Origin of the sequence: Marinobacter bohaiensis, assembly GCF_003258515.1 — a bacterium.
Taxonomy (GTDB): Bacteria; Pseudomonadota; Gammaproteobacteria; order Pseudomonadales; family Oleiphilaceae; genus Marinobacter_A; species Marinobacter_A bohaiensis.
In genome coordinates, this window is sequence record NZ_QGEH01000002.1 from 228,328 (window position 1) to 248,203 (window position 19,876).

The 19,876-nt window shown below is 66.1% G+C and carries 16 protein-coding genes; 10 read left to right on the top strand and 6 right to left on the bottom strand.

Translation table 11 applies throughout. From position 1 onward, the window contains the following. Positions 1 to 627, bottom strand: coding sequence for a homoserine/homoserine lactone efflux protein (gene rhtB, locus DKK67_RS13760; RefSeq protein WP_111497068.1), 627 nt, complete (start codon positions 625 to 627; stop codon positions 1 to 3). Positions 628 to 768: 141 nt separating this feature from the next. Here rhtB and DKK67_RS13765 point away from each other — a divergent pair, with 141 nt between their 5' ends. Further along, positions 769 to 1,212: a DUF4124 domain-containing protein gene (locus DKK67_RS13765; RefSeq protein WP_111497069.1), complete on the top strand. Its 444-nt coding sequence runs from the start codon at positions 769 to 771 to the stop codon at positions 1,210 to 1,212. Between the two features lie 28 nt (positions 1,213 to 1,240). Here DKK67_RS13765 and DKK67_RS13770 read toward each other — a convergent pair whose 3' ends face one another. Then, a complete protein-coding gene (locus tag DKK67_RS13770) occupies positions 1,241 to 1,831 on the bottom strand; it encodes a DVUA0089 family protein (protein ID WP_111497070.1) in 591 nt (196 codons plus the stop codon). A gap of 354 nt (positions 1,832 to 2,185) precedes the next feature. On the opposite strand from DKK67_RS13770, the gene DKK67_RS13775 reads away from it, so the two are divergent. Continuing rightward, a complete protein-coding gene (locus DKK67_RS13775; protein ID WP_111497071.1) occupies positions 2,186 to 3,493 on the top strand; it encodes a DUF3422 family protein in 1,308 nt (435 codons plus the stop codon). 24 nt (positions 3,494 to 3,517) lie between these two features. Here DKK67_RS13775 and DKK67_RS13780 read toward each other — a convergent pair whose 3' ends face one another. Next, positions 3,518 to 4,822: an MFS transporter gene (locus DKK67_RS13780; RefSeq protein ID WP_111497072.1), complete on the bottom strand. Its 1,305-nt coding sequence runs from the start codon at positions 4,820 to 4,822 to the stop codon at positions 3,518 to 3,520. A gap of 229 nt (positions 4,823 to 5,051) precedes the next feature. On the opposite strand from DKK67_RS13780, the gene DKK67_RS13785 reads away from it, so the two are divergent. Then, positions 5,052 to 5,456 (top strand): DUF4332 domain-containing protein, encoded by a 405-nt coding sequence (locus DKK67_RS13785; RefSeq protein ID WP_111497073.1) that lies wholly within the window; start codon positions 5,052 to 5,054, stop codon positions 5,454 to 5,456. Here DKK67_RS13785 and DKK67_RS13790 read toward each other — a convergent pair. Next, a complete protein-coding gene (locus DKK67_RS13790) occupies positions 5,450 to 6,562 on the bottom strand; it encodes a right-handed parallel beta-helix repeat-containing protein (protein ID WP_204355828.1) in 1,113 nt (370 codons plus the stop codon). The genes DKK67_RS13785 and DKK67_RS13790 overlap by 7 nt on opposite strands. Positions 6,563 to 6,785: 223 nt before the next feature. Here DKK67_RS13790 and nfi point away from each other — a divergent pair, with 223 nt between their 5' ends. From nfi to nirD, 7 genes are all read left to right on the top strand, one after another. Beyond that, positions 6,786 to 7,502 carry a deoxyribonuclease V gene (nfi, locus tag DKK67_RS13795; protein ID WP_407657858.1) on the top strand — a complete coding sequence of 239 codons (717 nt, stop codon included), beginning with the start codon at positions 6,786 to 6,788 and terminating at the stop codon, positions 7,500 to 7,502. A gap of 285 nt (positions 7,503 to 7,787) precedes the next feature. Next, on the top strand, positions 7,788 to 9,155 hold the full coding sequence (locus DKK67_RS13800) for a CmpA/NrtA family ABC transporter substrate-binding protein (protein WP_111497076.1): 1,368 nt from the start codon (positions 7,788 to 7,790) through the stop codon (positions 9,153 to 9,155). A gap of 21 nt (positions 9,156 to 9,176) precedes the next feature. Beyond that, positions 9,177 to 10,154: an ABC transporter permease gene (locus DKK67_RS13805; protein ID WP_111497077.1), complete on the top strand. Its 978-nt coding sequence runs from the start codon at positions 9,177 to 9,179 to the stop codon at positions 10,152 to 10,154. A 66-nt stretch (positions 10,155 to 10,220) separates the two neighbouring features. Next, positions 10,221 to 11,138: an ABC transporter ATP-binding protein gene (locus DKK67_RS13810; RefSeq protein WP_407657842.1), complete on the top strand. Its 918-nt coding sequence runs from the start codon at positions 10,221 to 10,223 to the stop codon at positions 11,136 to 11,138. 275 nt (positions 11,139 to 11,413) lie between these two features. Continuing rightward, a complete protein-coding gene (locus tag DKK67_RS13815) occupies positions 11,414 to 12,628 on the top strand; it encodes an NAD(P)/FAD-dependent oxidoreductase (RefSeq protein WP_111497078.1) in 1,215 nt (404 codons plus the stop codon). Positions 12,629 to 12,657: 29 nt separating this feature from the next. Beyond that, positions 12,658 to 15,177, top strand: coding sequence for a nitrite reductase large subunit NirB (gene nirB / locus DKK67_RS13820; RefSeq protein WP_111497079.1), 2,520 nt, complete (start codon positions 12,658 to 12,660; stop codon positions 15,175 to 15,177). Positions 15,178 to 15,222: 45 nt separating this feature from the next. Continuing rightward, positions 15,223 to 15,588: a nitrite reductase small subunit NirD gene (gene nirD, locus DKK67_RS13825; protein ID WP_111497080.1), complete on the top strand. Its 366-nt coding sequence runs from the start codon at positions 15,223 to 15,225 to the stop codon at positions 15,586 to 15,588. A gap of 61 nt (positions 15,589 to 15,649) precedes the next feature. On the opposite strand, the gene DKK67_RS13830 is transcribed toward nirD, so the two are convergent. Then, on the bottom strand, positions 15,650 to 18,799 hold the full coding sequence (locus DKK67_RS13830) for an efflux RND transporter permease subunit (RefSeq protein ID WP_111497081.1): 3,150 nt from the start codon (positions 18,797 to 18,799) through the stop codon (positions 15,650 to 15,652). Further along, positions 18,799 to 19,869 (bottom strand): efflux RND transporter periplasmic adaptor subunit, encoded by a 1,071-nt coding sequence (locus DKK67_RS13835; protein ID WP_111497082.1) that lies wholly within the window; start codon positions 19,867 to 19,869, stop codon positions 18,799 to 18,801. Before DKK67_RS13835 ends, DKK67_RS13830 begins: the two co-directional genes overlap by 1 nt. Positions 19,870 to 19,876 lie beyond the last annotated feature (7 nt).

Below are 19,876 nucleotides of genomic sequence, written 5' to 3' on the forward strand. Positions count from 1 at the left end.
TTAGGCGGCGCCGCGACGGAAGCTGGCCAGGACTGCGGCGGCCGCGACGAACAGGCCGCCGAAGACACGGTTCATCACCTTCTGCTGGGACGGCCGGCGCATGAAGCGCAGCAGGTGGCTGGCCAGGGTGGCGTAGCCCACCATCACCAGGATATCCACGACGATCAGGGTCGCGCCCATGATCAGGAACTGCAGCGCGTGGGCCTCGCCCGGCACGACAAACTGGGGGAACAGGGCGATCAGGAACACCGTGGCCTTGGGGTTGGTGATATTGACCAGCGTCGCCTGCCAGAAACGCTGCCCGGCCGGCGGCACGTTGTCGTCACCAGCGGTGACCGGAATCGCCGGCTCCCGCCACTTCTGAATGCCCAGCCACACCAGGTAGGCCACGCCTACCCATTTCAGGACCAGGAACGCCCAGGTGGAGGACGCCAGCACGGCGCCCAGCCCCACGCCCACCAGCAGGATCTGGATGCCATAGCCCAGTTGCAGCCCCAGGATAGCCGGCAGCGACTGACGCACGCCGAAGCGCACGCCATTGCTCATGGTGTTCACGGCACCGGCGCCGGGGGACACGCTGATCAGGACGGAGGCGATGAAGAAGGCAAGCCAGAGGTTGGCGCTCATGGGGCAATCCTGCGGAAATGGAACGAACGGTAAACGGCCAGTTTGCCCGGAGCACGCCGCCCCGGCAAGATCTGTCGCTTTTTGCTAGCCTGTGCCTTCCCACTCGCTGTAACGCCCACGGACTGGGCAGGAGAACGCAGGATGCGACGCACACTGATCGCGCTCGTGCTGGGCACGGGCGTCTGTTCACCAGTGGCGGCGGAGATCTACCGCTGCCAGAACGACGCCGGCCAGGTGGTCTTCTCCGACGCCGCCTGTGCCGACAACGCGCAAACCATTGAGGTGCACCCGGTCACCACCGGCGGCCGGCTCGATACCGGCACCGACGTGGAAACCTGGCAGCCGGAACCCGCCAGCCAGCGGTCAGGCCGCGATGACGGCTGCGACCAGGGTTATATCCAGTCCACCCGTTTACGCACCCTGCGCGCGCGCCGCCAGGTTTCGACCGGCATGAGCGCCGAGCAGGTGCGCTATATCCTCGGCGACCCGGACCGTCGCGACGGCCATTGGTGGATCTACACCCACCGCGGCGAGGAAACCGGACGCTACCGGATGAAAGACGGCTGTCTGGCCAGTTGGCGCTGACACCCCGACGGTGCCAGCGCCGACGTCATCAGCCGCGACGGAGGCGGCGCACGCCCAGGCCCAGCAGCCCCAGCCCCAGCAGGGCCACGGAAGCCGGCTCGGGCACTGACGCGGTGGGGTCATCCGGGTTGGAGGCGTCATCCACGCCGTCCAGCCAGACGCTCCAGTAGGAGCCCTTGCCGGTACCGTTGGCGGGCTGGTCCCAGTCCGCCAGGGTGACCGGCACCTGACCGTCGAAGGCAAAACCCTCGTCCAGGGTGTCCCCGACGACGAAGTTGTCGTAGGTGGCCACGGTGAAGATATAGTCGCCGGCGGCCAGACTGCTCAGGGTAAACCCGGAGTCGAAACGGGACTGGGTGCCCGGGTTCACGCCGTCGTTGTCATCGTTCTCGTCGATCAACATGCCATCGCCGGTCCACAGGGCGGTGATGGGGTCGAAGTTGGCGCCGGACAGGAACGAGTCGGTCCAGACCCGTACGTCGGTGGCGTCCTCCTCCAGGGAGAAACCAATCTGCACCACGTCGTTGTGGTACTCGATATCGCCGGTGAAATTGAAAAGCGCGGCCTGGCTGCTGGCCGCCATCAGGCATCCTGCAAGGATCGCAATTCCCTGTTTCATAAAAGCTCCTTGTTGTCGGGGGTTACGACAGTTTGTTATTCACCTCCGTTGTTGGCAGGCTTTCGCCTGTGAGCAAGATGCGCTCCAGTCCCCGGATTAACCGCCTGTTTCAACCATTTCGCACCCAGCCACCGCCCCACCAGCGCGAAAGTGAACGCGGTATGTAAAATTCATCGACGCACTAACCCATTGAATTAAAATAAAAATGTGACGCCAGTCACAGCCCGCCCGAGCCCGCCGAAACCGGGGACCAGACGCCACCCTGGTCGTACGTCGATGGTCCCCTTGGCCGGCGCCAGCGGTTACCGTATCGTTCCGACAGCACCCTGTTTCATCCGACCCAAGGACACCGGCGTGAACCCCTCACTGGCCACACTCGACCTGCACCCGCTGCGCGGGGATCTCTATAACGAACTGCACTCGCGCCCGTTCCAGGTGCTGCCCTGTCCGGCACGGGTCACCCAGATTGCGGTGCTGACCACCCCCAACCAGCGCCGGGACCAGTTCCGCCACCTCCAGCACCTGCATCACCTGATGGGCTTCGAGGCGCCGGTGAAGGAAGTGAGCTGTTACGAGAAAGACTTCGGCACCCTGCGCATTCGTCGCGAGGTGCATATGGAGTTCACCACCTACACCTTCGTCAACCTGGCGAACGACGCCAGCGACCCGTTCGAGGCCACCGGCATCAGCCCGTTGCCGGAAGGCTGGCTGGAGCAGCTGGCCGGGCAGGTGGTGGCGGCCTTCCATGTGGACGTGCAGGCGGTGGATCATGGCCCGGACCAGGACCTGCCGTTCGTGCGGCCCTGGTTCGAGGACCTGCGCCTGGTGGGCAGCAGCCCGCAGGAAGGCGCGGCGCGGATCTGGGGCAGCTTCCGCCTGCACAGCGATGGCTTCGGCCGCTTCATGATCCTCAACCGCAGCCTGTCGGACAGTCAGCTGGGCCGCCTGACCCAGCGGGTCATGGAGATCGAGATCTACCGGCTGATGGCGCAGCTGGCGTTGCCGCTGGCGCGGGACATTGCGCCGCGGCTGGCGCACATGGACGAGGAACTGGTGGACATCACCCGTTCCCTGGCGGACAACCACGCCATCGACGAACCGGCCATCCTGGCGCGGCTGACCACCATGGCGGCGCGCATCGAATCCTTCCGTGCCCAGTCCACCTTCCGCTTCTCGGCCACCCGCGCCTATCACCAGCTGGTGCTGGCCCGACTACAGGCCCTGCGGGAGGACGAGCTGAGTGGCCACCTGACCTTCACCGAGTTCATGACCCGGCGCCTGACGCCGGCGGTGGAAACCTGCGAATCGGTCAGCGAGCGGCTGGAGGACCTGTCCAGACGGGTGGACCGGGCCTCGGACATGATGCGCACCCGGGTGGAGCTGGCGATCCAGAGCCAGAACCAGGAGCTGCTCAGTTCCATGGACCGGCGCTCGAAAATCCAGCTGATGATGCAGCACACGGTGGAAGGCCTGTCGGTGGTGGCGATCAGCTATTACCTGGTGGGCCTGCTCAAGCTGGCCCTGGACTCCGCCCACGACTACGGCCTGCACTTCGACAAGTCACTGGTGCTGGGCGCGGCGATTCCGCTGGTGCTGCTGGCGGTGTTCCTGAGCGTGCGGCGCATCCACGGGCGCTTCCTGAAGATGGCGCGCCGGCAGTAATCGGGGCTCGCCCGGCGACGGCGCTCAGGCCGGATCGACCGCCGCCTCGGCCTGGCCCTTCGTGGAGGGCACCGTCAGCATCAGCAGGAAACCCACCAGCAGGAACACCAGGATGGTGGCCATACCCCAGCGCTGGCTGCCGGTCAGACCGGTCACCAGCCCCACCAGCAACGGGCCGGCGAAGGCGGTCGCCTTGCCGGAGAAGGCGAACAGGCCGAACATCTGGGTCTGCAGGTGCTCCGGCGCGGCGCGGGCCAGGTGGGAGCGGCTGGCCGACTGCAGCGGGCCGACGAAGATGCCCAGGATCATGCCCCAGACCCAGAAGCCGGTGACGCTCTCCACCAGCAGGATCGCCAGGGCACTGGCCCCCAGCCCCACCAGCGACAGCAACACGGTGTTGCGCCCGCCGATGGTGTCGTCCACCCAGGCGAAGCCCACCGCCCCCAGGCCGGCGGTGACGTTCAGGGCAATGGCGAACATCAGCACCTGGGTCTGGTCCATGCCGAAGGTGCCGGCGGCGTACACACCGCCAAACGTGAACACCGTGGCCAGGCCGTCTGTGTAGAGCATGCGCGCGATCAGAAAGCGCAGGATATGACGGTAGCGACGCACGTGGGCGATGGAATCGGCGATCTGCGCCAGCCCGGCCCGCACCGCCTGACGCGCGGGCAGGCCGGTGGGCGGGCGGTCCGGCGTCAGGAAGAAAATCGGCAGGGAAAACACCAGATACCACACCGCCACCAGCAGGAAGCTGGCGCGCACATGCTCCGCCTGGGCCGTGTCCAGGCCCAGCCAGGCACCTTCCGACTGGATAAAGGCAAACAGCACCACCACCAGACTGAGCACGCCGCCCGCGTAGCCCAGGCCCCAACCCCAGCCGGACCAGCGCCCCACGTGATCGGGCTCGGCCAGCTCCGGCAACATGGCGTTATAGAAAATGAAGGCGAATTCCGCACCCAGGATGCCCAGCCCCACCCAGAAGGCCGCCTCCCAGAACTGGTCGGTTTGCGGCGTGATGAACCAGAGCATCCCGGTCGCCGTCACGCACACCAGGGTGAAGGTAATCAGCCAGGGCTTGAGGCGTCCGGACTGGTCGGCAATGGCACCCAGGATCGGCGCCAGGATGGCGATGGCTATCCCGCTGATACCGACGATCTGGCCCCAGGCTTCCGTTCCGGCGACGTCGTCCTGCACCACCGACTGGCTGAAATAACGGGCGAAGACAAAGGTGAGGATGATGGTAAAGAAGGCACTGTTGGCCCAGTCGTAAAAGGCCCAGGCCCACAGGGCCCGGTTTCGGCCGTGACTCGGCTGACTGACGGCTGGCATCGCAACTCCCTGGCGGTGCGGTCTTGGAGAATAGCCTGTCGGAGACTAGCACCACCGCCCGATCGCGACCAGTGACCATCCGGTTAATGCCGGCAGCGGACTGGCCGTTTGCCACCGGTCCGCTAAATTTATTCTTGCGGTGGTAGGCCGGCTCCGCACGGCTTCGCAAACCCGGTTGTTTCCCGTAATCGGCAGCGTAACGTCTGCCAATGGCATCAGGAGACCTGCCATGACCAAACTGGCCGACATCGAAGGCATCGGCGCCCACTACGCCGAGAAACTGACCGCCGTGGGCATCGACTCCCAGCAAGGCCTGCTAAAGCAGTGCGGCGACCGCAAAAGCCGCCAGGACGCGGCGGCCCGCACCGGCATCAGCGAGAAGCTCATCCTCAAGTGGGTCAATCGCGCGGACCTGGCGCGCATCAAGGGGATCAGCACCCAGTACGCCGACCTGCTGGAAGTCGCCGGCGTGGACAGCGTGCCCGAGCTGGGCCAACGTAAGCCGGACAACCTGCTGGCCCGCATGCAGGATGTAAACGACGAGCGCCAGCTGGTGCGCCAGGTGCCCTCATTGTCGCAGGTGGAGGATTGGGTCACCCAGGCCAAGGTGCTGCCCAAGGCGGTGCATCACTGACCCGCCGCCGATCCGCGTGTGTCGCGCCGGCTGATGTGTTCCAGGGTCTCGCTGCCGTCGTAGGCCAGGCAGCGGCCATAGGTGCCCCAGTCGGGCTCCTCGTTGGGGCTGTCGACGAAGGCGTCCCCCCGTGAGACGTTGGGCGGGTTATCGAAATCCTTGCAGTTGGCCGCCGAATCCACCGCCACCTGGTAGCCGAAGTGGTTGTGCTCGAAGCGGTTGTCGACGAACTCGTTGCCGCGACTGAAGCTGTCCTCCCAGCACAGCACCGGGTTGCGGTCGCGCACCGAGCAGGTCAGGAACACCCCGGCCAGGTGGTTGTCGCGGATCAGGTTGCCGGCAAACCGGTTGTTCTCAGCATCCGCCAGATACAGGCCGTGGGAGCCGTTGTTGGCGATCACGTTGTTGCTGATTTCGCTGCCTTCCAGATACTCCACGGTGATACCGGCGGCGACGTTGTCCTCGATCGTGTTGCCGTGAATCCGGGTGGGCCCGGCGCGGTTGAGGGAAATGCCATCCCACTGGGCGCGGCTGACGTGGCTGCCCTCGATGGTGACGTCACGGCTGTGGTACTCGGTGAGCAGGCAGGCACTGCGGCAGTCCTGCACGTTCAGGTTGCGCAGCAGGATGCCTTCGCCCTGGCGCACCACCAGCGCGCTGTTGCTGAGATAGGGCAGGTCCGGCCGGAATTCGTTGGGCGTCTGGCCACCGCCTTCGATGCCCAGTTCTTCCACCGTGACGTTGCGGATCGGTTGTTGCGGCTGCTGGTGATAGGCGTCTCCCAGCACCAGTACCGGACTGGACACCCCCTCGGCCATTTGCAGCACCGAGTCGTTGAGGCCGCGACCACGCAGGGTCACGTTATCCCGGGTCAGGGTCACCATATCGGTGAGCTGGAAGGTGCCGTCCGTCAGGCACACGGTCTGGTGGGAGCCGTCGTCGGGCAGGCCGTCGAAGGCCGCCTGCAGACTGTCGCCGGCGCGTACCAATCGGTCGCAGTCGCCTTCCGCGTGGGCACTGGACGCCAGTACCGCGGTCACCAGCAGGGTCGCCAGCAGCGGCTGGATGGTTCGAAGCCGAAAAGCTCGGACAGGATTTGCACGCACGGGGACTGTTCTCCTCCACCTCATGAATGGCGACAGGACATAAACCGAACACGATCAATTTGATACTGTGTCGGATTTGGTGGCGCTCCGCCATTAAGGAATGCTAAGGGAACGCTAGCCCGAACCTATCGCCGGAATAGGCGTAAACACCGGTCGTCACAACGAGGTTCGGCGTCATGGCCGTACCCGCACCACGATGGACGCTGATTAAGGAATAGACATGCTGCCGGATCTGGATGCCGACTGGGCCGGGCTCACACCGCAACAGGCCATTGCCCTGCAGAAGAAACTGGCGGTGGACGTGGTGACCGAGGATCGCCTGGGCCCGATCAGCACGGTCGCTGGCATCGATGTGGGTTTCGAGGACCAGGGCCGCACCGCCCGGGCCGCCGTGGTGGTGCTGGACCGACGCACCCTGGCGCCGCTCGACTACGCCCTGGCGCGCCTGCCCACCCGCTTTCCCTATGTTCCGGGGCTGCTGTCGTTCCGTGAGTGTCCGGTGATCCTCAAGGCGCTCGAACAACTGTCGCAGTGGCCGGACCTGCTGCTGTGCGATGGCCAGGGCATCGCCCATCCGCGACGCCTGGGCATCGCCAGTCACCTGGGCCTGCTGCTGGACCGCCCCGCCATTGGCGTGGGCAAGAGCCGCCTGCTGGGCACGCACGACCCGGTACCCGACACACGCGGCGCCTGGGTACCGCTGGTGGACAAAGGTGACACCATCGGCGCGGTCCTGCGCACCCGCCAGGGCGTGAAGCCCCTGTTCGTCTCCCCCGGCCACCGCATTTCCCTGGAAACGTCCATCGACATGGTGATGGCCTGCCTGACCCGCTACCGCCTGCCCGAAACCACGCGCTGGGCCGACGGCCTGGCTTCCAACCGCAGCCCGCGCTGGCGTCTCGCCCTGGAGGCCCTGAAACGTCCCGGTGCCCGCACCTGATCCGCCCGGCCATGGTGCAATTTCTGAGCAGTTGACCTAGAAACGCCCGCCGCGCCGCTCACCCCAATCCGCAACAAGCAGCCAACTACCTGATAGATAAGCATTTAAAATAATGGCACGGGCTATGCTTTATCTCTGGTGACGATTACGCGTACTGATTTCGGCTCAGTACCTCACAGTTTTGCTACAGATGACAGACGATCTGCAGGCATTGGCGCCTGTCCCCGACAACCGGGGGCGGGCGCTTTTTTTTGCCCAAAAGAAAAGACGACATAGGAGAGACGCATGGCGAGCCGTATCCTGACTGCAACCTTTGCCGCGGCACTGGGACTGGGCTCCAGCCTGGCCGCCCACGGCCAAGAGCTGCCCCCCCCGGAAAAACCCGACCTGAAGCTGGGCTTCATCAAGCTGACCGACATGGCGCCGCTGGCGGTAGCGTGGGAGAACGGCTACTTCATGGACGAGGGCCTGTTCGTGGAGCTGGAGGCCCAGGCCAACTGGAAAGTCCTGCTGGACCGGGTCATCACCGGTGAGCTGGACGGTGCCCACATGCTGGCCGGCCAGCCACTGGGCGCGACCATCGGCTACGGCACCCAGGCCAACATCGTCACCGCCTTCAGCATGGACCTGAACGGCAACGGCATCACCGTTTCCAACGATGTCTGGGAGAAGATGAAAGCCAACATCCCGGACAACGGCAACGGCCAGCCGCAGCACCCGATCAGCGCCAGCGCCCTGAAACCGGTAGTCGAAGCGCAGCATGAGACCGGTGAGCCGTTCAAGATGGGCATGGTGTTCCCGGTCTCCACCCACAACTACGAGCTGCGCTACTGGCTGGCCGCCGGCGGCCTGAATCCGGGCTACTACGCGCCCCATAAAGGCGACACCAGCGGCACCCTGCAGGCGGACGTGCAGTTGTCTGTCACCCCGCCGCCGCAGATGCCCTCCACCCTGGAAGCGGGCACCATCCAGGGCTACTGCGTGGGCGAACCCTGGAACCAGCAGGCCGTGTTCAAGGGCATCGGCGTGCCGGTGATCACGGACTACGAAATCTGGCCCAACAACCCGGAAAAGGTGTTCGGCGTCACCGAACAGTGGGCCGAAAAGAACCCCAACACCCACCTGCACCTGTTGCGCGCCCTGATCCGCGCCGCCTACTGGCTGGACGAGAACAACAACGCCAACCGCGAGGAAGCGGTGAAGATGCTGGCCCGGCCCAACTACGTGGGCGCCGACGAGGAAGTGATCGCCAATTCCATGACCGGCACCTTCGAGTATGAAAAAGGCGACGTGCGGGACGTGCCCGACTTCAACGTCTTCTTCCGCTACTACGCCACCTACCCGTATCCGTCCGACGCCATCTGGTACCTGTCGCAGATGCGCCGCTGGGGCCAGATCGCCGAGCCCAAGCCGGATGACTGGTACATGGACATCGCCAAAAAGGTCTACCGCGCGGATATCTACGAGAAAGCCGCCCAGTCGCTGATCGCCGACGGCACTCTTCCTGCAAGCGCTTTCCCCGACATGGACGCGGAGAACTTCACCCGCCCCGACCAGGGCGAGCTGATCGACGGCGTGGTCTTCGACCCGAAAAAGCCCAACGCCTACATCGACAGCTTCGAGATCGGCCTGAAAGGTAACGAGACCCTGTAACCGGGTCCCTGGAGAACCGCTATGAGCACGCTCACCACCTCCAACCCACTGCTGCAGCTGATCCGCCGCCGCTACCCGGACGTGACCGGCCGCGCCCTGCTGCAATCCGTGACCCTGCCGGTGCTGGGCATTGCCCTGTTCCTGATCGCCTGGCAGCTGGTCGCCCCGCAGATCAACACCTCGCTGGGTAACTTCCCGACCCCGGCCAACGTCTGGGAACAGGCGGGACAGCTCTGGCAGGAACACCAGAACGAGCAGGACCGGGCGGACAAATTCATCGAGATGCAGGAGAAGCGCAACGCCCGCATCCTGGCCGACAATCCGGACGCGGAAACCAAAATCCGCCCCTATCCCGGCGCGCCCACTTTCTTCGACCAGATCGGCACCAGCCTGGTGACGGTGCTGGCCGGCTTCGCCCTGGCCACGCTGATCGCCGTGCCACTGGGGGTACTGATCGGGCTGAACCGCTACTTCGCGGCGGCGGCCAACCCGATCATTCAGATCTTCAAGCCGGTCTCTCCCCTGGCCTGGCTGCCGCTGGTGACCATGGTGGTCTCGGCCACCTACGTCAGCGACGACCCGATGTTCGAGAAGGCGTTCATTACCTCCATGATCACCGTCACCCTGTGCAGCCTCTGGCCCACGCTGATCAACACCGCCACCGGCGTGGCGCAGGTCAACCCGGACCTGGTCAACGTGTCGCGGGTGCTGCGCCTGCCGTTCTGGACCCACGCCCGCAAGGTGGTGCTGCCGGCGGCGGTGCCGATGATCTTCACCGGCCTGCGGGTGTCCCTGGGCATCGCCTGGATGGTGCTGATCGCCGCCGAGATGCTGGCCCAGAACCCGGGCCTCGGCAAGTTCGTCTGGGACGAGTTCCAGAACGGCAGCAGCGATTCATTGAGCCGCATCATGGTGGCGGTCCTGGCCATCGGCGTGATCGGCTACGGCCTGGACCGGATCATGCTGTTGATCCAGCGCAAAGTGGCCTGGGACGAGTAAGCCGCCGGGGATGAACAGAACCGTCGCCCGGTACGAAAAACGCGCACAGGCGCGAGGAGACAGATCATGAGCAAGGCACATCTTGAACTCACCGGCGTCAGCATGAGCTTCGATACCCCGCAGGGGCCGTTCCAGGCGCTGGACACCGTCAACCTGAAAATCCGCAAGGGCGAGTTCGTCTCGCTGATCGGCCACTCCGGCTGCGGCAAGTCGACGGTACTCAACATCGTCGCCGGCCTGCTGCAGGCCAGCCAGGGCGGCTGCGTGCTGGACGGCCACGAGGTCAACACGCCGGGCCCCGAGCGCGCGGTGGTGTTCCAGCACCACGCCCTGATGCCCTGGCTGACGGTGTACGAGAACGTGGAACTGGCGGTGCGTCAGGTGTTCCGCAAGACCATGAACAAGGCCGAACGCCACGACTGGATCGTCCACAACCTGCAACTGGTCAATATGGCCCACGCGGCGGACAAACGCCCCGGCGAGATCTCCGGGGGCATGGCCCAGCGGGTGGGCATCGCCCGGGCGCTGTCCATGCGCCCCAGCGTGCTGCTGATGGACGAACCCTTCGGCGCCCTCGACGCCCTCACCCGGGCGCACCTGCAGGACGCGCTGATGGAGATCCAGCAGGACCTCAACAGCACGGTGATCATGATCACCCACGACGTGGACGAAGCGGTACTGCTTTCGGACCGCATCGTCATGATGACCAACGGCCCGGCGGCCACCATCGGCGAAGAGCTGGCCATCGACCTGCCGCGCCCGCGCAACCGGGTCACCCTGGCGGACGACCCGGAGTACGTGCACTACCGCCAGGCGGTGCTGCGCTTCCTCTACGAGAAGCAGCGCTTCCCGGGCAAGGGTGGGGCGACGGAAACACCGACTGCAGACGCTGTAGAGCCCGCCGAAGAGAAGACGGCGGAGACGAAGGGTGGGGAAACCGCCCGCGCACCGGAAAAAGCCGCCGTCGTCACCGAGCCGAACTGATCGCTTTTAGTGCAGTTTTGACCCCTCACGAACCAGCGCTGGGCAAAACCATCGGAGCGGATATTTTCCGATAACCTCTAATTATTTGTTTTTGTTAGAAATACCAGCCTGGCACGCTTATCGCTTTATAGAAAACAGGACGACTTGCCCGATCAGGGATTGATCGGACCATCAAACATCGTTGTTGGCACTGACGCCGGACCATCGCGCCTCGCAAGGGGACGATGCTCCGGCTTTTTTTGTTGGGCCGCTGGCCGGCCCGGGGACAGGAACGCATGACCGATCGCAGACTCGTCATCATCGGACACGGCATGGTCGCCCAGCGGCTGCTGGAGCGACTGATGGCCCGCGACGCGCATCCGTACACGCAGATCGACGTGCTCAGCGCCGAAGCGGTGCCGGCCTACAACCGGGTGCTGCTGTCCTCGGTCCTGGCCGGCGACGCCAATCTGGACGGCATTACCCTGCAGCCGCTGGACTGGTTCGCCCGCCACAGCATCCACCTGCACGCGGACACCCCGGTCAGCGCCATCGACACCGACCGCCAGACCGTCACCAGCCGCGACGGCGACACCTTCGCCTACGACGATCTGGTGCTGGCCACCGGCGCGCGTCCGGCCTCCCTGAAACTGCCGGGCGAGGAGCTAGACGGCGTGGTCACCTTCCGCGACATCCGCGATACCGAAAAACTGCTGGCCGCCAGTCGCCGGCATCGTCGCGCCGTAGTCATCGGCGGTGGTTTCCTGGGACTGGAAGCCGCCGACGGCCTGAGCCAGCAGGGCATGGCGGTGACCGTCCTGCATCGCAGCCCGTACCTGCTCAACCGCCAGCTCGATCCCACCGCCGGCCAGCTGCTGCAGGACGCCCTGGAACGCCGCGGTATCCACAGCGTCACCGGACAGAATCCCCGCGCGCTGATCGGCGAGCGCCGGGTGCGCGCCGTGCAACTGGCGGACGAGACCCTGATCAGCACCGACCTGGTGGTGCTGGCCGCCGGCATTCGTCCCAACGCCGAAATCGCCCGGGACGCCGGCATCGACTGCGAGCGCGGCATCGTGGTGGATCACTACCTGCGTACCGGCACCGATAACGTCTACGCCCTGGGCGAATGCTGCCAACTGGGCGAGCACACCTTCGGCCTGGTGGAACCCGGCTACCAGCAGGCGGATGTCCTGGCCGGCGTACTCTGCGGCAGCGACGCCGAACGCTTCGAGCCCGGCGCCGTAGCCACGCGCCTGAAAATCAGCGGCATCCCCATTTTCTCATGCGGCCAGGCCCAGCCCGGCCCGGACACCGAATCCGTCATCTGGCAGGACCACGACACCGAGCAGTACTGCCACCTCATGCTCAGGGACAACCGCCTCGCCGGCGCCGTGCTGTTCGGCGATACCCGCGACGGCCCCTGGTTCTTCGACCAACTCCAGCAACAGCGGGACCTGTCGGCGCACCGGCAGCAACTCGCCTTCGGCGCCGCCTACTGCGACGCCTGAGCGGACAGAACGATAGAGAGAGACAGACCATGGCTAAACAGACATTGATCGTGATCGGGAATGGCATGGTGGGCCATCACTTTCTCGAGCAGTTCGCGGACACCCCCGCGGCGGCGGACTACGACGTCCACGTGTTCGGCGAGGAACCGCTGATTGCCTACGACCGGGTCCACCTGTCGGAATACTTCGGCGGCTCCAGCCACGCCGACCTGGCCCTGGGCACCGCCGAGGACTACGCCGCCAAGGGCCTGACGCTGCACCTGGACGAACAGGTCACCGAACTCGACCGGGACAACCGCAAGGTGATCACGCCCAAGGGGGAATACGAATACGACGCCGTGGTGCTGGCCACCGGCTCCTACCCGTTCGTGCCGCCCATCGACGGCCATGATCAGGCGCACTGTCTGGTCTACCGCACCCTGGCCGACCTGGACGCCATCCGCGCCAGCGCCGAGGGCAGGAAGACCGGCGTGGTGGTCGGCGGCGGCCTGCTGGGCCTGGAAGCGGCCAACGCCCTCAAGAGCCTGGGCCTGGAAGCCCACGTGGTGGAATTCGCGCCGCGCCTGATGCCGGTGCAGCTGGACGCCGACGGCGGCGCCCTGCTCAAGCGCAAGATCGAGGAACTGGGCGTGCAGGTGCACACCGAGAAGGCCACCACCGCCATCGTGCCGGGCGAGGAGGCGCGCCTGCGCATGAACTTCTCCGACGAATCGCACCTGGAGACGGACCTGATCGTGTTCTCCGCCGGCATCCGCCCGCAGGACACCCTGGCCCGTTCCAGCGGCCTGGAGATCGGCGAGCGCGGCGGCATCGTCATCGACGACCAGTGCACCACCTCCGACCCGCAGGTGTTCGCCATCGGCGAGTGCGCGCTGTGGGACAACCGCATCTTCGGCCTGGTAGCGCCGGGTTACACCATGGCCCGCACCCTGGCCGCGCGCCTCAACCAGGACGCGGAAGCCGGTTTCAGCGGCGCCGACATGAGCACCAAGCTCAAGCTGCTGGGCGTGGACGTCGGCTCCATCGGCGACGCCCACGGCGCCACCCCGGGCGCCCGCAACATCCGCTTCAACGACGAGCAGGCCGGCACCTACGGCCGACTGGTGATCAGCGAGGACGGCAAGAAACTGCTGGGCGCGATCCTGGTGGGCGATAACGGCCCCTACGACACCCTGCTGCAATACGCCCTGAACGGCATTGACCTGCCGGCCAACCCGGAAAGCCTGATCCTACCGGTTTCCGAGGGCGGCGCGCCGGCCCTGGGTCCCGACGCCCTGCCGGAAACCGCGTCCATCTGCTCCTGCCACAACGTCAGCAAGGGCGATATCTGCGGCGCTATCGACGCCGGCTGCACCGACCTGGGCGCGGTCAAGGGCGAGACCAAGGCCAGCACCGGCTGCGGTGGCTGCGCGGCGCTGCTCAAGTCGGTGGTGGACAGCGAGCTGGAAAAACGCGGCGTGGAGGTCAGCAAGGACATCTGCGAGCACTTCCCCTACAGCCGCCAGGAGCTGTTCCATCTGGTCAAGGTCAACGGCATCCGCACCTTCCGCACGCTGATCGAGCAGCATGGCAAAGGCCACGGCTGCGACATCTGCAAGCCGGCGGTGGCGTCGATCCTGGCCACCTGCTGGAACGAGCACATCATGGCGTCGGAGCACGTGCCGCTGCAGGACACCAACGACACCTTCATGGCCAACATGCAGAAGAACGGCACCTACTCCATCGTGCCGCGCATCCCCGGCGGCGAGATCACCCCGGAGAAGCTGATCGTGCTGGGGGAAGTGGCCAAGGAGTATGACCTCTACACCAAGATCACCGGCGGCCAGCGGGTCGACCTGTTCGGTGCCACGTTGAGCGAGCTGCCGGAGATCTGGGAAAAGCTGATCGCCGCCGGCTTCGAGACCGGCCACGCCTACGGCAAGTCGGTGCGCACGGTGAAATCCTGCGTCGGCAGCACTTGGTGCCGCTACGGCGTGCAGGACAGCGTGGGCATGGCGATCCAACTGGAGGAGCGCTACAAGGGCCTGCGCTCGCCGCACAAGCTCAAGTTCGCCGTGTCCGGCTGCACCCGGGAGTGCGCCGAGGCCCAGAGCAAGGACATCGGCGTGATCGCCACCGAGAACGGCTGGAACCTCTACGTCTGCGGCAACGGCGGCATGCGCCCGCGCCACGCCGACCTGTTCGCCACCGACCTGTCCGACGAGGCGCTGATCAGCACCATCGACCGGGTCCTGATGTTTTACGTGCGCACAGCGGATCGCCTGCAGCGCACCAGCGTCTGGCTGGAAAACCTGGAAGGCGGCCTGGACTACCTCAAAGAGGTCATCCTGGAAGACAGCCTGGGGCTGGGCGAAGAACTCGAAGCCCACATGCAGGACATCATCGGCACCTACCAGTGCGAGTGGAAGAGCGCGGTGGAGGATCCCGAGAAGCGCAAGCGCTTCCGCGAGTTCGTCAACGCCCCGGACAAGAAAGACCCGGTGCAGCACTGGACCACCGAGCGCGACCAGCGCCGTCCGGCCAACGAAATCAAGGTGGAGATGGTCTGATGCCTATCGGCCCCCTACCCCATCAAGCATGCGAGGAAAACCATCATGTCTGAGACACAATGGATGCACGTCGGCGAACGCGGTGACCTGATCCCCGAATCCGGCATCGCCGTGTGGACCCCGGACGGCCCGGTGGCCGTGTTCTACCTGCCGGGTGCAGAACCGGAACTCTACGCCATCGGCCACTACTGCCCGCTGGGCCAGGCCAACGTGCTGGCCCGAGGCATCGTCGGCGATCTCAAGGGTGAGCTGGTGGTGGCGTCGCCGCTGTACAAGCAGCATTACAGCCTGACCAGCGGCCGGTGCCAGGAGGATGAATCGGTGTCCGTGCCCACCTACGGCGTACGGCTGAACGGCGACGCCCTGGAACTGGCCGTACCGGTCACCGCCAAGGAAGGCTGCGCCGCCTGAGGCGGTTGGCCCTTTCCAGCCTGCCCACCGGCAACCGTGTTCCCCTTCCCCGGAACGGGCATCAGGCCCGCTCCGGTTTTTTTCGTTGCCAGCCCAGCACAAACACCAGCAATGCCGGCAGGAAGGTCAGCGTGACCACCGCCGCGCCCATCAGACCGAACAGCACGATGGCGCCCACGCCCCGGTAGAGCTCGGTGCCCTCACCCGGGATGAACACCAGCGGCGACAGGCCGCACAGCGTGGTGAGGGTGGTCATGGCGATCGGCCGCAGCCGCACGGCCACCGCCTGTCGCACCGCCTCGACCACGTCGACGCCTTTCTGACGCAGGTTCTGGCGCGCCTGGTCCACCACCAGGATGGGGTTGTTCACCACCGTACCCATCAGGATCAGGAAGCCCAGCATGGTGATCATGTCGAACGACTGGCTCAGCGGCCGCAACCCGATCAGTGGCAGCAGACCGCCCACCAGGTTCATCAGCGCCAGGCCGACGATGCCGCCGGCGATGCCCAGCGGAATGGTGGTCATGATCAGCAGCGGGTAGCCCCAGTGGGCGAAAATGGCCACCAGCAGCAGGTAGACGATGGCCACGGCAATGATGAAGTTGCCGGTCAGCGCCTCTCGGGTGGCGTTGAGCTGGTCGCTGGCGCCGGAAATCCCGACGCTCACGGAAGCCGGCAACTGGCCGGTGTCGCGCAGGTGGCCCAGCAGTTCCGTACGCACCCGTTCCACTCCGCGTTCCAGCGGCACATTCTCGGGCGGGATCACGTTGAGAGTCACCGTGCGACGCCCGTCCACCCGCCGCACGATGCTGGTGTCCACCGTTTCCTCAATCCGCGCCAGGCTGCTCAGCGGCAGGGTGGCGCCTTCCGGCGTGTGCACCAGGGTGGTGGGCAGGGCAGCCAGGGACGGCTCGGCGCTGCCACTGCCGTAGAGGTAGATGTCGATCTTGTCGTCGTCGAGGAAGAAATCGTCCACGTAAGCGCCCTCGGTGAGCGAGGCCACGGTGAAGCCCACCGCCTGGGTGTCCAGCCCCAGCTCGGCGATGCGGTCCCAGTCCGGGCGCACCTGGATCAGCGGCTGGGCCAGGCTCAGGGTGGACGGCTGGCTCTGGATGCGCGGGTTGTCGAAAATCGCCCGGGCGCGATCGTAGGCGCGGTTGGCGGCCTGGTAGACCGGCACCAGCTCGGGGCCGGAAATGTCCAGGTTGATGCTGCGGGTGCCGCCGTCGTTGCTGGAAATGATTGAGCCTTTGGCGGCGAAGGCGCGCATGCCCGGGAAACGCTCGTAGTAATCGGTGATGGCGGTCATCAGCGCGTCGATCTGGTTGGGATCGATGGACTCGGTGATGATGCGGAGGCGGGTGGGCGTGACCTGCATGTTGAGATACGCCATGGGCGGCACCGGCGTCTCGCCCTTCGCGTAGGCCTCGCCGTCGGCGTTCACGTGGGGCAGGAAGTAGGCTTCCACCTGCTCGGCGATGCGGGTCATTTCCGACAGGTTGTAGCCCGGCGGCGCGTTCATGGCGGCGAAGGTCTTGGGTTCCTCGCCTTCCGGCAGATACTCCGCCGGTGGCGTCAGCATCAGGATGATCAGCACGCTGGCGACGACCGTGAGCCCGATCGTCGCCAGCCGCCGCGCCGGGCCACCGATCAGTCCGCCCACCAGCGCCAGCACACCGCGCATCCAGCGCGCCCGGGGCGTGCCGTCGTCGTCCCCCTGGCGGGAGGCGAAATCCAGCCGCGCGCACAGGGTGGGAATCAGGGTCACCGCCACCAGCATGGAGGCGATGATGGCCGAGGCGATGGCGATCGCCACGTCCGAGTACAGCTGCCCGGCCTCCTCCTCGATGAACACGATGGGCAGGAACACCAGGATGGTGGTCATGGTGGACGCCAGCACCGCCGGCCAGACTTCCATGACGCCCTTGAGCGCCGACTCGAAGCGGTCCAGCCCGCGGCGCCGGTGGCGTTCGATGTTCTCCAGCACCACGATGCTGTTGTCCACCGTCATGCCGATGGCGAAGGCGATGCCGGCCAGGGAGATCACGTTGATGGTGCGCCCGGCCAGCAGCAGGCCGATGAAGGCGGCGATGGCGCACAGCGGCACGCCGATCACCCCCACCAGCGTGGCCCGGCCGGAACGCAGGAACAGGTACATCACCAGGGTGGCGAACACCGCGCCGATGCCCAGGTTGGTCCAGACGTTGGCCACAGAAGCCTCGACGTAGCGGGCGTCATCGGCGGTCAATTCCAGCACCATGCCCGCCGGGCGCAGCACCTCGTCGTTGATCGAGGCCACCTGCGTCGTCATGGCGTGCTTGATGTCGATGACGTTGGAACCGCTTTCGCGCCGCACCTGCAGGCCGATCACCTTACGCCCGTCGACGAACGAGCGCTCGCGGATGCGGGAGTGGTCCTGCACCACCTGCGCCACTTCCCCCAGGCGCACCACGCTGTCGCCCTGACGCGACACCACCAACTGGCGCAGGCCATCGATGTCCTCGAAGCGCCCCACCGTGCGCAGCAGGTAGCGGCGCTTGCCGGCTTCCAGCTCGCCGCCGGAGATGTCCCGGTTGCGGGCGGTGATGGCGTCGCGCAGGTCCACCAGACTCAGGCCACGCTGGTTGAGGCGCTGTTCGTCGACGATCACCTGCATCTGGCGGTCGGCGCCACCGCCGACGGTCACTTCCGACACCCCGGCCACGCTTTCCATGCGCGGGCGCACCCGGTCCTCGATGAAATCCCGCATCAGGTCCATGTCCAGCTGACGCGGGTTGTCCGGCAGGGTGGAGACGCGGAAGTACATGAAGGCGTTGGACGAGAATGAGGTGGCGACGATGCGCGGTTCGTCCACATTCTGGGGGTAGTCCGGCACCTGACTCAGGGCGTTGTTCACCTGGATCAGGGTCTCGGTGATGTTGATGCCGAAGGGGAATTCCAGCTCGATTTCCGCCGACCCGCTGGCGGCGGTGGACTCCATGCGGCTCAGGTTGGGCACGTTGCGCAGGTAGCGCTCCTGCTCGATCAGGATTTCCTTTTCCACGTCCTGGGGCGTGGCACCGGGCCAGCGCGTTTCCACGGTGACGGTGCGCACCTCCAGGTCCGGGATCATCTGTACCGGGATCTGGATGGCAGCGGCAATGCCGAGGATGGCGACGATCAGCGCCACCACCGCCACCAGGGTACCGTGGCGAATCACCCCGGCGAACATCAGTCGGCCTCCGCCGGGGTGACGCGCATGCCGTCGCTGAGGCCTTCGTTACCCCGCGCCACGACGCGCTCGTCGCCGGCCAGTCCGTCGCGGATCACCACCCGGTCGGCAAAGCCGGTGCCGATGGCGACCCGCTGCTCGCGTACGCGGAAGGCACCGTCGCCGTCGGGCTCGGCGATCCAGACCGTGGTACGGCCTTCCGGGTAGCGGTTGATGGCGTCCCGCGGCACGGTGAGTCCCTGTTCGCCGGCGTCCACCCGCAGCAGCGCGCTGACCGACATGCCCGGCAACAGCGACAGGTCATCCGGCACGCGCGCCCGCAGCAGGAAGGTGCGCACCTGGGGATCGCTGACCGGCACCACCGTGGCAATCGGAGCGACGACCGGAGCGCCGGGCACGCCGTTGACAAGCAGCTCGGCGCGGTCGTCGAGTTTGGGGTAGTACTCCTGGGGCACCTGGAAATCCAGACGCAGGTGATCGATGTCCACCAGCGTCAGCAGGTCATCGCCGGGACTGACCCACTCGCCCAGGTCGCTGCTCCGGGCGCTGATCACCCCGGCGTAGGGAGCGGTCAGCCGATGGCGATCCACCAGCGCCGCCTGGCGCGCCTGCCCGGCGGTGAGCCGCGCCAGCTCCGCCTCGGCCGTGGCCACTTCGCTCTCCCGGGCGCTCACCTCGGTCTGGGCAATGTTGCGCCCGGCCCCCACCGAGCGGGCTTCGCTGAAGCGGCGCCGGGCTTCCTGCAGCCGGGCCCGGGCCGCCTGGGTTTCGGCCCGGGCGCTTTCCAGGGTATGGCGCTCCAGCTCGTCGTCGAGCTGGATCAGCCGGTCACCCTGCGCCACCCGGTCGCCCACGTCCACGTGCACCGTCTGCACCAGGCCCGCCACCGAGGTGGACAGGCTGGAGCGGCTCAGGGCACTGACGGTGCCGTTCAGACGCACTTCGTCGATGATGGGCGCATTTTCCACGGCCGCCAGCCCCACGCCGGGCGGTTCCTGGGCGCGCGCGGCCGAGCTGGCGAGCAGCAGCAGTGTCGCCAGCGCGAGGGTCATCCTGCTCTTGAGTTGCACGGTCTCT